This window comes from Lactobacillus sp. M44, assembly GCF_058130005.1.
In genome coordinates this window covers 922,983-939,795 of the sequence record NZ_CM176707.1, presented here as the reverse complement: position 1 = coordinate 939,795, position 16,813 = coordinate 922,983, and the positions used below count along the sequence as shown (strand labels likewise).

General features: G+C 35.2%; 7 protein-coding genes and 1 riboswitch. Of the genes, 1 reads left to right on the top strand and 6 read right to left on the bottom strand.

Annotated elements, in window-relative coordinates:
• Nucleotides 1-51: 51 nt before the first annotated feature.
• The gene (locus tag AC38BG_RS04610) at nt 52-1,344 is read left to right on the top strand and encodes an extracellular solute-binding protein (RefSeq protein WP_489936693.1); all 1,293 of its coding nucleotides are present in this window, start codon (nt 52-54) and stop codon (nt 1,342-1,344) included.
• A gap of 120 nt (nt 1,345-1,464) precedes the next feature.
• Here the strand turns inward: AC38BG_RS04610 and AC38BG_RS04605 are convergent, their stop codons facing one another.
• The 6 genes from AC38BG_RS04605 to leuS all read right to left on the bottom strand — a co-directional run bounded on the left by AC38BG_RS04605 (nt 1,465) and on the right by leuS (nt 16,733).
• A complete protein-coding gene (locus AC38BG_RS04605) occupies nt 1,465-9,108 on the bottom strand; it encodes a mucin-binding protein (protein WP_489936692.1) in 7,644 nt (2,547 codons plus the stop codon).
• A gap of 277 nt (nt 9,109-9,385) precedes the next feature.
• Nucleotides 9,386-9,991 carry a nitroreductase family protein gene (locus tag AC38BG_RS04600; RefSeq protein WP_489936691.1) on the bottom strand — a complete coding sequence of 202 codons (606 nt, stop codon included), beginning with the start codon at nt 9,989-9,991 and terminating at the stop codon, nt 9,386-9,388.
• Between the two features lie 67 nt (nt 9,992-10,058).
• On the bottom strand, nt 10,059-11,411 hold the full coding sequence (locus tag AC38BG_RS04595; RefSeq protein ID WP_489936690.1) for a nucleobase:cation symporter-2 family protein: 1,353 nt from the start codon (nt 11,409-11,411) through the stop codon (nt 10,059-10,061).
• A gap of 27 nt (nt 11,412-11,438) precedes the next feature.
• Nucleotides 11,439-12,014: a xanthine phosphoribosyltransferase gene (locus AC38BG_RS04590; RefSeq protein ID WP_489936689.1), complete on the bottom strand. Its 576-nt coding sequence runs from the start codon at nt 12,012-12,014 to the stop codon at nt 11,439-11,441.
• Nucleotides 12,015-12,076: 62 nt separating this feature from the next.
• Nucleotides 12,077-12,175, bottom strand: a riboswitch (purine riboswitch).
• A gap of 503 nt (nt 12,176-12,678) precedes the next feature.
• Nucleotides 12,679-14,313 (bottom strand): putative polysaccharide biosynthesis protein, encoded by a 1,635-nt coding sequence (locus AC38BG_RS04585; protein WP_489936688.1) that lies wholly within the window; start codon nt 14,311-14,313, stop codon nt 12,679-12,681.
• 5 nt (nt 14,314-14,318) lie between these two features.
• On the bottom strand, nt 14,319-16,733 hold the full coding sequence (leuS, locus tag AC38BG_RS04580; RefSeq protein WP_489936687.1) for a leucine--tRNA ligase: 2,415 nt from the start codon (nt 16,731-16,733) through the stop codon (nt 14,319-14,321).
• Nucleotides 16,734-16,813: the final 80 nt, after the last annotated feature.

Here is a 16,813-nt window from a genome sequence, read left to right as displayed (position 1 = left end):
AAAGCACTATTTTCATAGCATTTTTATATTTCAATGGAGGATCATGGAACTATGAAATTAAAAAAAATTGTAGCCATTGCTGCATTGTCGTTAGCGGTTTTTGGACTAAGTGCATGTACTAGCAATTCAAACAAAAGTGCTGATAGTGAAAAAATACCAACTAAAATTACCAAAGCAACTAAAATTGTTTTCTGGCATTCATTAATTGGCCATTCCAAATCAACATTAACTAAATTAACTGAGGAGTTTGAAAAAGAAAATCCAAAAATCAAGGTTAAATTAGAAAGCCAAGGAGGAAATTATAGCGATCTGCAAGCTAAATTAACTTCTACTATGCAATCACCAAAGAACTTACCTACAATCTCTACTTCTTATCCAGGATGGTTATATAGCGCTGCCAAAAACAAACTATTAGTCAATATGACACCATATATTGATAATAAAGACATTGGTTGGGGCAGTTTAGAACAAAGTAACATCAAACAATCTTTATGGGATGGTGCAAAAATTAGAGGCACTCAATATGGTGTACCATTTAATAAATCAGTTGAAGTACTATTTTATAATAAAGATTTATTTGACAAATATGGGGTAAAAGTTCCAACCAATATGCAAGAGATGAAAAAAGCCGCCCAAACAATTTATGAAAAGAGTGATCATAAAGTTGTCGGTGCTGGCTTTGATTCATTGAATAATTATTATATGTTAGCAATGAAAGACAAGGGCATTAACTTTACTAAGAATATCAACTTTTCAGGAAAAGATTCAAAACAAGTCATTGACTATTATGCTGATGGTGTAAAGGCTGGATATTTCCAAACTGCTGGTACACAAAAATACTTGTCATATCCATTTGCTGCACAAAAATTAGCAATGTTTGTTGGAAGTTGTGCTAATGATTCATATATCAAGTCAGGGATGAGCAAAAAATTCAACTATGACGTTGCCCCTCGTCCTTCTGAATACAACATTCAACAAGGTACTGATATTTATATGTTCAATAATGCCACTGCAATGCAAAAAGCAGCAGCCTTCAAATTCATCAAATTCTTAGTTTCTAAACAATCTCAAATTACTTGGGGTAAAAATACTGGATACTTCCCAGTAAACGATCAAGCCTTAGTTTCTAAAGCTTATACTGAATCCGATAGCAAGGTTCCAGCTCAATTAGCTAAAACTTCGAAGAATCTATACTTTGTTCCTGTAACTAAGAATGCAACTCCTGCATATGACCAGGTTAAAGCTAACATGCAAACTATCTTAGCTTTAGCTAAAAAAGGATCTAATTGGAATACTGCAATTGAACAAGGTAATCAAAAATTCAATGCAGCTTGGAAACAATAGTTAAAGATAGATAAAAAGGACATTTCTGATAAGAAGTGTCCTTTTTGGTATACAAATATTTTTATTTAAAAATATTTGTAATTTAACAAGTTAAGCTAGTTCATATATTTACGAATTTCTTCATCTATTTATGTCTTTACGTTTTCTATCAATAAATAATCCTGCTAATCCGACTCCTGCTAATAACAATCCTAACAAACCACTTGCAATTTGTTTTTGACCTGTTTGAGGAAGGGTTGCGTTCTTAGCTTTATTAGCACTAGCTTTCATACTTTGATTGCCAGCCTTTGCATTAGATACATTAGCTTTGTTAGCCAATTTATCATTTGAACTAGAGTTTGTAATATTAGATCCATTAAATAAATTTGGCTTTTGACTTGGCTTATTTGGAGTTGTTGGAACAACTGGCTTTTGTCCAGGTTTATTTGGAGTAGTCTCGCCTTCATGTCCATGACCATTTTCACCAGGATTTGAAGAAACTGGAATATAAATTACTCTTACTTCAACATTGACATCACCATAACTTACAGTAAATCCCTTAACTATTATTTGATCTGGTATGTAGCCAGGAATTGTTGGAGAAGTTACATCATTAAATGTCTGACTAGGTGATGAAGTCCAATTTATTTGACCAGTTACTAAATCTTTGATTCCTGTTCTAGTAACTGTGAGAGTTTGAACATTATCTGCAGAAGCTTCAGTTTTATCATTCATTACATAGTAGATAGTTTGCGTAATCTCTTGACTTTGAGTAACTGTTTCAGTCTTGTGGATCAAATGAACCACAATTTTTGGATAACCATTTGCAGTGAATGTAATTGTCTTTGGTAAATCCCTTGGATTTGTCGCTAACTCATAATTATTTGGAACTGTGATATTAGTATTAACTTTTTCACCAGTTGTACCAGTTAAAGTAACAATATCGCCAACTTGTTTACCATCTTCATCATCATCAACATATTGAATCGTAGTTGTTTGCTTATCTGCAGTGTAATCAATATTAACTGTTTGATTGGTGTCATTAGCTGTAACTGGTGTTTCTGCGACAGTTGTTTGACTTGGTGTGTATCCAGCAATTGTTGGAGTTGTAAACGAATTCCACTTTTGATCAGTGTTCCAAGCACCATATGTCAAATTACCTGTTACCAAATCTTTAGTTACAGTCCTAGTGAAGTTAGCCGTTTGAGTTGTTGTTGTTACTTTACCAGTTACTGGATCGGTTACATTAATGGTTCTAGTTACTGTCTTAGTTTCTGGTGCTTCAGGTTTAGTACCATGCTTATAAGTGATGGTCGTATTTTCACCTGGATTAGTTGGTGTAACTGAAGTTTGATTTGGTTTTACTGGTACCCAGTCTGTTGGCGTAGTTACCGTAGTTTCACCAGCCTTAGTTGGATCATTTGGATCAGGTGCGTAAGTAATTGGAGTGGTTCCTGGGATTGGATTACCGTCTTGATCAACTTGAATTACATGACCCATTGGGTAATAGTCAACTATTGCACTAGTATTCAAATCACTATTTTGTGGATCAGCACTATTAATTGTCTTTGAAACTTCTGGTACTTGACTTGTTGAAGCATAGTAACCGTCTTTGACAGGTACTTTCACACTTGAATAAGTTCCACTTGGCGTATTAAATGTATAAACTGTCTTATTAGTCGTTGGATCAAAAGTCTCAGTTCCAGATACAGTTACATGATGAGAAGTATCGGTAGTTGTAGTTACATTACCATCTTGATCATGTGTGTTAAACGTAATGGTTTCAATACCTTTATATGTTACAGCTTTTGCAAGATAAATCTTAACTGTAATATCTCCTGTATCAGGTGTAGCAATCATTGGCTTAATATCACCAACAATATTATCTACTGTATAACCAGGTAAGTTAGGCATATCGACTGCATCCCAGTTAACATTACCATCTGGGATCCAATCACCAGTTGTAACCTCATGAGTTACATCATCTGTTGTCACATTTTGAGTGAACTTGGCATCTTGAGTTCCTAGTGATCTCATAGATCCATCTGGCATATAAATTGTAACTGTTCTAGATACAGTCTTATGGTTAGTACTTGATGTAAGGTTATGCTTCAAGTGTACTTCAAAATTATTATTTGCATTATCTGCTTGGTAGTTTTGACCAGTAAAGTTATTTGAGACTAATTCATAGCCTTCACCTACTAAAGTTTTAATTTCATCAGTTGAACTTGTAGTAAATGAAATTGGTTGACCAAATTTACCACTAGCAGATTCACTTGTAATTGTTTTCCCAGTTGAATCGTCAATATAAGTGATTGTAGCCGATTGATCATTAGCTGCGTATGTGATTATAACATCACTATCTTTACTATCTGGCGTCACAGTAATGACTGGCACATCTCTACTTGGAGTATACCCTGTAATCGTTGGCACAGTTACACTATCAAAATTGTGACTTGTTTCATTCCAAGATCCATATGTGACTTTACCAGTTACTGCATTGACTGTAGCGCTTCTTGTAAATTTAAAGGTTTGCGGAGTTGTGGTCTTTGTACCATCTGGGTTAACAATTGTAACAGTTCTAGTGATTGTCTTATTTAAATCAGTTTCACCAACTCCTGTTGGGTATTTAACATTAGTTCCATCAATTGTATCACTTTGAGTTTTTGGTTCATCTGACGTTACTGTGACAGTTTTTTCAGTGTAGTAAACTGTTTCAGTTGTATTTTTAGTAGAAGTTGTTGGTGTAACTTCTGCAATTGTTGGATCACTAGTGTCTGAATTATCAGTTGGTCCAACATAACCTTGACTACTTAAATCTGGGTTAGTTACTTGATCCCATTTACTACCATCAGAATTCATCCAAGAATCAGCAGCATTAGTAGTATCAACTTTGATTTGACCATTTGCTTCTTTACTTGGAGTGTAGACGCCATTAGTCCATGTTCCTGTGGTGTTATAACCAATTACTTTACCAGTGCTATCTTTAACTTCGTATTGAGTCAAAGTTACGTTTTGTGTAACTGCTGGAGCTACACTACTTGGCATTGGTTGACCAGTTGTTTTATCAACATAATTAATTGTTCTAGTTACAGTTTCAATATTGGGAACTACTGTATTCAATGGCTCATACACTACTTTGGTATCAGTACCTGGATCAGTAGGAGTAACTGAAGTTTGGACTGGAGTTACCGGTACCCAACCAGTTGGTGCATCTGGAATAGTAGTTGCACCAGCTTTTGTTGGAACGCCTGGATCATTATTATAAGTAACTGGTGTTGTTCCTGGGATTTGATAACCATTTTGATCAACTTGAATTACTTGACCCATAGGCTTGTAATCAACTGTCGCAATATTATCCAAATCACTATCTTGTGGGTTAGCGTTAGTAATTGTCTTTGATACTTCAGGTATTGTATTTGTCGAAGCATAATAACCAGTTTTAGGCGCAACATTTACACTTTGGTAAGTTGCAGTTGGATTATCAAATGTATATTCGACTTTACCTGTTGCTGGATTATAATACTCAGTCCCTGAAACAGTTGAATTATGAGTTTCTGTGGTTGGAGTGCCAACTAATTTACCATCTTTATCATAAGTGTTGTATGTGATCGTTTCAGTACCTGTAAAAGTCTTAGCTTGATTTAAATAGATATTCACAGTTTCATCATTTGCACTTGTGTCAGTATTTGGAACGGCTACTTCACCAACTCCAGCTACTTTACCATTAGTATCTTTTAATACATTGGTGTAATCAGATCCTTTACTATCTGTAATTGACTGAATACCTTGATCAGCAGTTACAGTTGGCTTATATGCATCAAAATTACTATTAGTACTTGACCAATCAGTATATCTAGTAATTGCACCAGTGACTGCATTAACTTGGGCACTTCTAGTGAAGGTTACTGTTTGTGGCACAATATTTACAAGCTTGCCAGTTTGATCATAAACATTAATTGTCCGCGTGATTGTCCTAGATAAATCACTGTCTGTAATATTTTGGGCAAAATGCGTATCTGTTCCAGGAATTGTATCAGTTGTAGTTACAGGCTTACTTACCTCAACAATATTTTCTGTGTAGTAAACTTTTACAGTCTCATCTGCTGTTGGCTTAATGTTTTCTGCCACGCTTGGATTTGCAGTTTTACTATCATCAGTAAATGGACCGTTATAGCCGTGACTACTTAAGTTAGGATTAGTTACTTGATCCCATTTACTACCATTAGCCAACCAGCTTGCATTTGCGTCAGTTGTATCAACTTTTATTTGGCCATTAGCATCTTTACTTGGAGTGTATACTCCATTAGCCCAGGTGCCTGTGGTGTTATAACCAATTACTTTACCAGTGCTATCTTTAACTTCATATTGAGTTACAGTTGCAGTTTGAGTAACTGTTTTAGCTAAAGAATTTGGCATTGTTTGACCAGTAGTCTGATCAATATAATCGATTGTCCGCGTTACGTCTTTAGTTTGTGCGTCAGTTGAATATACCTTAACTAAGTTATATTGGACAACTGCGTTGTTATAAAAGTATTGTACTTTTTGACCAAATTCAGGAGTACCAATTGGAGCATCTGTTTGCCAACTCTTAGTTGCAGGTGGCAATAATTGTACACTGCCTAAAACATACCCTGCTGGGATTAATGCTTTATCAGCCGCTGTTAAATTACTCTTTGCTTGAGTCACAGTTAACGCAGTGTCTTTATTGTCATTATAGGTATAACTTAAATCAGGAATTGCAATAATTTGAGTCTTACCCTGATCATCAACATAACTATATTGTGAAGTGACAGTTGACTTACCACTAACAGCGATTTGGGCATTATCAGTAGTTTTACCAATTAACGGAGCTAAGTTAGTGGTGTACATTTGTGTCACAATACCGACAGTTTTACCTGCGTCTTGAGTAACTGTTGGATCAGTACCATTCAAGGTAATTATTGGTGAATAATTATTAGCTGCAATTGTGCCTAAATGAATCGCAATAGACTTAATTGCACTCCAATCTTTAACTTGATCTGCACTAACATAACTTGTTAGATCAGGTTGTGCACCTGTCATTGAACTTGGTGCTTTTTGAGCAGTTGTTGAATAAGTAACTGTTGTATCTGCAGATAACCCAGTAATTGAACCTGTAAGTTGGAAATCAGTGCCACCTTGATCAACATTGATTACTAAGGTTCCATCATTCATTGCAGTATTGCTGGCATTTTGCACACGAGTTTGAAAACTCATTGCAGGACTACCTTTATCATCAGATGAACCCTTTATTTCAGGTACTGCATTCAAATTGCCTTGAGCAGCCGATCCCACACTAACAACTTGAGCTGTTGAAACAGTGTAGTTACCGCTTCCCACTAAGTAAGCATCTGCAGTTTGACCTTGGGTGTACGCTGGATTGAAGTTAGGGTCAGTTGTAGCTGCTTGATTGGTCATTTTAGTGGTTGGACTAACCACATAAATTGCTGCACGATAATTAGTGCCAGGTGTAGCTAATGAAGAAATGTTTAAATAAACTTGGTTGTTACTATTACCACCAGTCATAAAGTTATAGCCCGTACCTGTGTAGTCTAATTTAACAACTTCTTGACTATTGACTTCAAACGTAGATACTTTTGGTGTTATTGGATTAGAACTAATATTACCTGGTTGAGTCCCATTTGGATTTACTAGTCCCTTTGCCATATTATAAGAAAAACCTTCAGGAATTACATAATAAAAGATTGGTTCATAAATTTGATTAGAGTTGGGATCTCCAAATGTTGAAAATACTGACATGTAACCAGCTTGAGAACCTGGTAGAGTTTGATTTTTCCAGAAAAAAGTATTTTCGCCAGCTGTTGCTTGACTTATAGTTTGACTAACTTCTACAGTTTTAAAGTATGTCGTCCCAAGGACTGCATATTGAGTTTTACCTGTTGCAGTTAATGTGGTTCCATTAGCCAATGTTTTATCTACTGTTCCATAAAATTTAAAACTATTCCCTATAGTAGTGGCACCTGGTTCTAATAAGTTAGGATTTATTATTAAAGTTTTAATTGCAGAATCAGTCGTAATCGCATCCCCTGCATTAGCAGTTCCACTAACAGTTCGGCCATTAGTCAACGTTGCTTGCCATTGATAACTAGTAGTCCCTGGTAAATTAGTTGCACTAACAGGCGTGGTAATTTTGTTAATTCCTAGTCCATCAGGAATGGTGAAAATTACTTGCCCATTAGTTACATTTAGAACACTTGGATTGTCAATATCAAATGTTAATAGTGGCTTAGTAGGATCCGCATTAGTTCTCAAAGTACCAGTTCCTTTTCCAGAATACCCTATGCCATTAATGTCCAGTGCAGGAACTTTACTTGGAATAGTAGAATCACCTTGAATTACTACTGACCATGGAGCAATTGTACCAGTTAATTGGTGCATTGTTCCATCAGCATATTGCACTTGTTGATCAACTGTTATTTGACCTTTTGCAGTATAAGTAGTATCTGTTTGCGGAGTTGGCAAGTTATACTGTCCTGCTAATTGATAACCTAGTTTATTTTCATAATTTTGACTACCACTACCTTTTGGCACATTAATAATAATATCTGATCCTGCGCCGTCCGATTGACTAATGGTAGTTTGATCAGTGAAACCGTTAAGTTGGCTAGTTAATGATTGATTTAATAAAAAACCTTCTGGTACAGGAATAGTAATAGTGGTGCCAGAGTTAACTGCATTATTAACCTGCTTACTTGCATCACTTAAACCATAATCTACCCCCGTAGTTTCATTTACATCAACTTCATACATATAAGTTGTATTTGGAGTTAATGGTGTTGTCATTGATGTACCAATTGGACGGCTAAGTTTCATACTTGGATCCATTTGAGGCATAGTGTATTGCTGAAAGGTCAATGGGATAGATTCAGATTTTTGCCCAGGATCTGTTTGAGTTAATGTTACTATCTTGTCGACTAATCCAATCTGATTCATCGGAATAGTTGTTTGTCCAATATAGTTGTTATATCTTTTAAATACAAATGACTGAGTAGTACCTCCACCACCATTCGAAGCAGAGGTGTAAGTATTAGTAATTGTCCATGGACCAGGATTAGTAGTCAGACTAGGATTAATAATCGTCGTCCCTGTACCAGTTGGTAAATTCTGACTCCCATCAGGGCCATAATAATACCCATTAGGTACAGCCAAAGTTACTTTTGTTCCCGCCTGATAATTTGGTACATTCAATGTAATAACCAAATCACCTGAACCGTTAATTGCTCCAATAGTTGATTGGTTAATAGTTATACTGGTTCCAGTTGAAAGAGTTGCTTTTGGGGTATCAGCTGTTGGAGTAGCTGCCATATTAGTAGTTGCTGCAGCAAATTTAGTAGCTAATTGCTTTGATTCACTATTTTGCAAATTATTGTTTGATACAGGTTCAGGCACTTCAGTGTTAACTTTTTGTGTGTCATTAGAACTTGTGTTTGCTACTGGGGTGGTGGAAAGGTTTTGCTTTGCAGTATTTTGCCCAGCACTAGGCAATGTAACTTGTTTTTGTTGGGAGTTATTTTGTGGACTCTGCTGCATCGCATCAGTTGGTGCTAGTGTTGCAGAATTTGAATTACTTTGTGCACTATCTGGAGTTGCAGCTTGCGCAGTCCCTGCACCAAAGAATAAAAATGCACCTATTGCAGCAGAAACTAAAATACCAGAATTAAGTTTTCTGAATGAATAACGTTGCCGCTCTTCTGCCATGCTTTGTTCAATACCTAATTTATTTTTTCTTGATAGCTTTTTCATGATATCTACCTCGGATAAAAATTTTGGATTTTAATATTTATACAAAATAAGATATCAAGCATTATTAAATGGAACATTTAACCTAATACTGACACCTTTTTAACAAATCTACGCCCTAAGCTAATATAACTTATTACTTATCTTTGTATAAATTATTTCTAAAATCGTTTACATCTAAATATTACCACATCTAGTGAATTATGGTTCAATTAAATAACGAATAGTTTATCTTTACAAAAAAATCACACCTTACTACAAGATGTGATTTATCAATGTTTTATTTATACAATTTGAATTGTTCATTTTCATCAATGAATGTCTTTTCAGTCTCAGGTCTCTTTTCAATTGACCCAAATGGCATTTGTGCACGCAACTTCCAATTATCAGGAATATCATATTCTTGTGCAATTTTTTCATCAATTAAAGGATTATAGTGTTGCAATGAAGAACCAATATTTTGTTCAGCAAGTGCAGTCCAGATTGCTTGTTGGCTGCCACCAATAGCTTGTTCTGACCAATCTTGGAAGTTATCAGCAAATAATGGAAACTTCTCTTTTAAATTGGCTACAACATTTACATCTGTGAATAATAAGTTTGTACCAACACCTTGCTTGAATGAATCAAGCTTTGCTTCAGTTGACTTGAATGCTTCATCATTATTGACGACTGGGCGCAATACATCTCTTGTAATATCCCATAACTTATCTGAATTATCGCCAAATAATGTAACTACGCGTACACTTTGGCTATCAAATGCAGAAGGTGATAGTCTAACTGCCTGTTTAATAATATCAGCAATAGTATCTGGTTGCAGCTGTACATTTCTGCCCAAGTTATAAATTGAGCGACGTTTTTCCATTAATTTTAAATATTGTGAATCCATAAAGTGATCTCCTTGGTTTTTACTTACTTTTAATAAGTTACACTAAAAATTTTGGAGATGCAAATATTTATTCCAATTCTTTAATATCTTCGACGTCTTTTACTTCTGGACTAACTTGTTTTACATCTTCAGCAAAGCCAGCTTTGCCTTTGAATAAGACATTCAATAGTACTGATGAGATACTTGCTACAACTATTCCATTTGCTAAAAACAATTGAATCGACTTAGGTAAACCTTGGAAAATCTGTGGGTATACTGAAACCCCTAATCCCAAGCCTATTGAAATTGCGACTACTAAGAAGTTTCTTTGGTCTTCAAAGTCAACATTGCTCAACAATCTCATCCCTTGTACACTAATCATTGCAAACATCACTAGCATTGCTCCGCCTAATACTGGAGTTGGGATCATAGTAACTAAAGCTCCAGCTTTTGGCAATAATCCTAGTAACATTAATAAAACTGCTGACCAATAAATTGGCTTTTTAGTTTTAATTCCAGTTAGTTCTAATAATCCGACATTCTGAGAAAAAGTTGTATATGGAAAGGTGTTGAACACTCCACCTAGGATATATGCAATACCTTCTGCGCGATAACCTAATTTTAAGTCTTTTTCACCGATCTTTTTGTGTAAAATATCACCTAAGGCAAAATACACTCCAGTTGATTCAACCATTGTAGTTAAGGCGATGATGATCATAGTAATTGATGATGACCACTCAAAGTGTGGTACTCCAAAATAAAATGGTTGTGGGAATCTGAACCAGCTAGCTTCATTGATTGGAGTTAGAGAAATCTTACCCATGATTGCAGCAATCACACTACCAACAATTAAGCCAATTAATACCGCAATTGATCTAATGAATCCTTTAGTAAACACTTGAATCACTAAAATAATTGCGATAGTCAAAAATCCTAGTGCAACATTACTTACACTACCAAAGCTTTTATCTAATGTATTTCCTCCACCAATATTTTGCATAGCGACTGGTATCAAAGTCAACCCAATAACTGTAATCAGCGTTCCTGTTACTACTGGTGGGAACAGTTTTTTGATCTTAGAAAAATAGCCTGCTACTAAAAATACAAAGATCCCTGCAATAATAATGGCTCCATACATAGTTCCAATAGTGAATTGCTTACCTATCATCTTTAAAGGCTCTACTGCTTGAAATGCAGAACCTAATACTACAGGCAATCCAATACCAAAGTATTTGTTTCTAGTTAATTGTAAAAACGTCGCAAGACCGCACATAAAAATATCAACTGAAACTAGATATGTCATTTGTTCACTAGTAAAATGCAGCGCCGATCCAATTAATAATGGAACTGCAACTGCTCCTGAATACATTGCTAGTAAGTGTTGCAATCCTAAGATCACAGCTTGTGATTGTTTTACTTTTTTAGGAGTTTGATTATTCATAATGTCCTTACCTATGAAAAATATCAATTAATCTTTAACAAAGTTAACATGTCCATCTTCAAATGATTCTATTCTTGCAAGTGATTCTAGTTGAATGCCTTGGTCTTTGATCCATTGAGCACCATTTTGGAAGGATTTTTCAATTACAATTCCAACCCCTTCAACTTGTGCGCCAGCTTGTTTACATAATTCAAGCATCCCTTTAACAGCTTGTCCATTTGCCAAAAAGTCATCAATAATTAAGACATGATCTTCTTTATTCAAGAATTTTTTATCAACTGAAATTGTATTGGTAACTTTTTTAGTGTAAGAATAAACTTCAGCAGTATAAGTTTCATCATTCATAGTGGTAGGCTTAACTTTTCTGGCAAAGACAACTGGAACTTTCATAATAAGACCAGCCATAATTGATGGTGCAATTCCTGAAGCTTCTACAGTCAGGATTTTGTTAATCTTTTTTTCTTTAAATAATCTTGCGAACTCTTGTCCCACTTCATACATCAATTCAGGATCAATTTGATGGTTCAAAAAGCTATTCACCTTTAACACATTTCCTGGCAAAATCAATCCATCTTGTCGAATTCTATCTTCTAATAATTGCACCTTAAATCCTCCTAAAACAAAACAGACTTATTACAGTGAAGTAAATAAGCCCGTTAATTTAACTAACATCTTAATTTACCTATAGTCCAAAATTTACGGTTTTGGGTAGAAACTCGTCATCCATATTGTGACATTATATAAGCAATGTAGTTTAAGCCTAACATATCCAATACAGCATTTCAATTGATTTTGGTTTTATTAGATATTGATCACAAAAGCTCAATACACAGATGATCAATTAAATTAAAATATTAGCCAACATATTATAATTTAATTGTAAGAGGTGACTAATTTTGCGACGGAGGAATTATTATGTAGCAAGTGCTGGATTTCCAGTGGCATCCCTTATAAGTATAGCTATGGAAATATCATTTCAGATCGCACAAAAACATGGGCTGATAGATTAAATAATTATAACAATTCCCATTCTAACAACAAAATTTATCAAGATATAAATTGGGCTTTACTGGAGTGGAATACTTACTGGGCTTTAGTGATTATTAGAGTACCATTTACTATAATATTCTTTATTTTGCTTTTAATTGGATTATTTCTTGACCTAAAATTATATAAAAAATTTGGTAAACATAAGTAGTTTAGGCTAATTTAATCAATTAAAACTATTGAACAAAAAGAACGTTCCAAAATCGAAACGTTCTTTTATTTATATTCGTATATGTAATTTTCTAGCCAAGGATTCTATTTTGTTGCCTAGGATTCTTTGAGCAATTCCTAACCTAATTGTCATAATCGCATAAATGAATCCCCCAACTGCTACAGCAACAATTACTAATGCTAATGCAGTCCAGCGACGCTCAGGTGTTAACACAATTCCACCGAATTTTACAATCAAGACAACTGCAATAAACATTATCATTGATAAAAACAAAATTCCCATAAACCTACGAGTGGTCTTTCTTAAATTAAAGTGGAACTTCACTTCTAAATGCTTTAATGATAATAAAATTATTACTAATAATGCTACAGTCGTTGAAAGCAGTGGTCCATAAATCTTGAATAAATAAATCATAGGATACTGCAATACTGCCTTAATGATTAAACTTACAACTAAATATCTAATTGCTAAACCATTTTCAGACAAGCCCTGCAACACTGCCATTAAAACGGTAAATAGCCCTAACGTAATTGCAGTAAATGAAGCTACATATAATACGCTGCTACCTAATACATCATAGCGGTAAAACACAGTATAAATCGGCACTGCAATCCCAGCCATCCCAAGTGATGCAGGAATCATTACAAATAAAAACAGCTCTAATGTATTTTCAACTTGTTTTGCAATGTCTTTATAATCATGTCTAGCATGTGCCCCAGATAATAATGGGATCGCAGTAACCGCCATAGCAGTTGACAATGAGACAATGATCATGATTAATTTATTAGCATTTAATCCAAACAAGGCATACCATTCTTCAATTTGTGTATATGACACGTTATGCACTACATGTGCGATCATTGGATGAAATGTATACTGGTCAAACAATTGATATAAGGTAATTCCTGAATCAATAATGATAAATGGAATAGCTTGTTGGATAATTTCTTTAACTAAATCAGTCGTTGAAACATCAATTGCCTTATTAGAATTGGCAACTAATGGATCTACAACCCTTTTTTGTTTTTGATAATAATATATTAGTAATAAAATTCCAAATACTGCACCCACTGCTGCAGCTAAGTTCGACTGGATAACTGCTTTTACATAGTTGCCATGCTGGACTTGCATAATAACATATGCAGTTAGCAACATCCATACTACTCGGGCGAGCTGTTCAATAAATTGCGATATCGCACTCGGCTTCATATCATTATAGCCCTGGAAATATCCTCGCAGGATACTTAAGATCGGAATTATTAAAACTGCATAAGCCAAGCTTCTAATAACTGGGACTTCCTGCATGTTACCACTAGCTAGCCAATAAGCCGCCCCGAACATAACAATCGCAGATACCAACCCAAATACCATCATTAAGCCAAGGCCTTTATGAAAAAGCCTTCGCCCAACTTCATATTCATTCATAGCGTTATATTTGGCGATTTGTTTGGCTATAGCACCAGGAATTCCAGCAGTTGAAATTATGATAAATAAGCTATAAATATTGTAGCTTTTTGCAGTTAGTGAATTGGCTAAATTTCCATATGAGCCCATCCAGGCATACCACGGAATTATGTATATTGCACCCAAAATACGTGAGGCAATAGAACCAAATGTCATCCATGCTGACCCGCGCAACAATTGAGCGCGTGAATCATGATGTTGTGAATTATTTTCTCTCATATTTATTATTTTGCTACAATATTAACTATTTTGTTAGGTATAACAATTACCTTTTTAATTTCTTTACCTTTTAAGAATTTTTCAACGTGTTCATTGGCTAAAGCTTGTTTTTGTAACTCATCTTTTGCTGCATCTTTTGCTGCAATAAATTTACCACGCAACTTACCATTAACTTGAACCATGACTTCTACATTAGCTTCTATTAACTTAGCTGGATCATATTTTGGCCATGGTTCGTAAGAAATTGTCTTATTGTGACCCAGGATTTGCCAGATTTCTTCCATCATGTGTGGTGCAATTGGAGCCATCAATTGTACAAAACCTTCAGCATATTCCATTGGAATCGTATTAGCTTTTTGAGCTTCATTAACAAAGACCATCATTTGAGAAATTGCAGTATTGAAGTGCAACTCATCAAAGTCTTCTGTAACTTTTTTGACAGTTTGATTGTAGATCTTATCTAACCTGCCATCATTTTCCTTAACAATCTTGTCTGCAGGAATTGCCTTTAAATCTAGATCATTTACAAACAATCGCCATACACGATCTAAGAACTTCTTAGTTGATGCAGGACCGTTATCATTCCAGTCAATTGATGCATCTAATGGTCCCATGAACATTTCATACATACGCATACTATCTGCACCATATTCTGCAACAACTTCATCTGGGTTTACCACATTACCTTTTGATTTAGACATTTTTTCATGATCTTTTAAAATCAAGCCTTGGTTAAATAAGCGCTGGAATGGTTCTTTAGTTGGAACTACTCCCAAGTCATATAACACCTTGTGCCAAAATCTTGCATAAAGCAAGTGAAGCACAGCATGTTCTGCACCACCTATGTATAAATCAACTGGTAACCATTGTTTTAATAAATCATAATCAGCTAATTTTTCATTATTGTGTGGGTCAACATAGCGTAAATAATACCAAGAAGATCCTGCCCATTGAGGCATAGTGTTCGTTTCACGCTTACCTTTGCGGCCATTTTTATCAACTACATTTACCCAATCAGTTACATTTGCAAGTGGGCTTTCTGGAGTACCAGAAGGCTTGATATTATTAGTTTTTGGCAAAGTTAGTGGCAATTGGTCTTCTGGAACTAATGTAGTTTCTCCATCTTCCCAATGAATAATAGGAATTGGTTCACCCCAGTAGCGTTGACGTGAAAAGAGCCAGTCACGCAATTTATAGTTAACTTTTTTAGCACCAACTTTATGGTCAGTTAACCATTCAACCATCTTCTTTTTTGCTTGTTCAACATTTAATCCATCCAAAAATTCAGAATTAATATGCTTCCCATCTTCTATATAAGCATTTTTTTCTAAGTTTCCACCTTCAATTACACGCTTAACTGGTAGATGGAATTTTTTGGCAAATTCATAATCACGCTCATCATGGGCGGGAACCGCCATAACCGCACCAGTACCATAACTTGCTAAAACATAATCAGAAATCCAAATTGGCACAGCTTGCCCATTTACTGGGTTAATAGCATATGAGCCAGTGAATACGCCAGTCTTATCTTTATTCAAATCAGTTCGCTCTAGATCAGACTTAGAAGCTATTGCTTTCAAATATGCATCAACGTCTGCTTGATGGTCACTAGTAGTGATTTTTGATACCAATTCATGTTCTGGAGCTAATACAACATAACTAACGCCAAACAAGGTATCAGGGCGAGTTGTAAAGACATTGAATTTATAATCAGTTGCTTGTACATCAAAAGTCACTTGTGCCCCAATTGAGCGACCAATCCAATTTCTTTGCATTTCTTTAACTGGTTCTGGCCAATCTAAGTCATCTAAGTCATCTAATAATCTATCTGCATATGCAGTGATTTTCAACATCCATTGGCGCATTGGACGACGGTATACTGGAAATCCACCACGCTCAGTTTTACCATCGATAACTTCTTCATTAGCAACAACAGTTCCTAGATCAGGTGACCAGTTAACTGGGACTTCTGCTTCATAAGCAAGACCCATTTTGTACATTTGTTCAAAAATCCATTGAGTCCATTTATAATATTTAGGATCAGAAGTTTTGATCTCGCGATCCCAATCATAAGAAAAGCCCAACATGTTAATTTGTTTTTTAAATGTTGCAATATTTTTGTCAGTAAAGGTTGCAGGATCGTTTCCAGTCTTGATTGCATATTGTTCAGCTGGTAACCCAAATGCATCCCACCCCATTGGATGTAACACATTATAACCTTGTGCACGCTTCATTCTAGCAATAATATCAGTTGCAGTGTATCCTTCCGGATGTCCTACGTGCAAGCCTTTTCCTGATGGATATGGGAACATATCTAAAGCATAATAATTTTTCTTTTTAGGATCAGTCCCTGTTTTAAAAGTATCATGTTCAGCCCAATATTTTTGCCATTTCTTTTCGACAACTTTATGATTGTACATATATACAATAAACTCCTTAATTCTAATTAATAAAAAAAGCCCTATGAAAAATCATAGGACGATCTATCTCGCGGTACCAC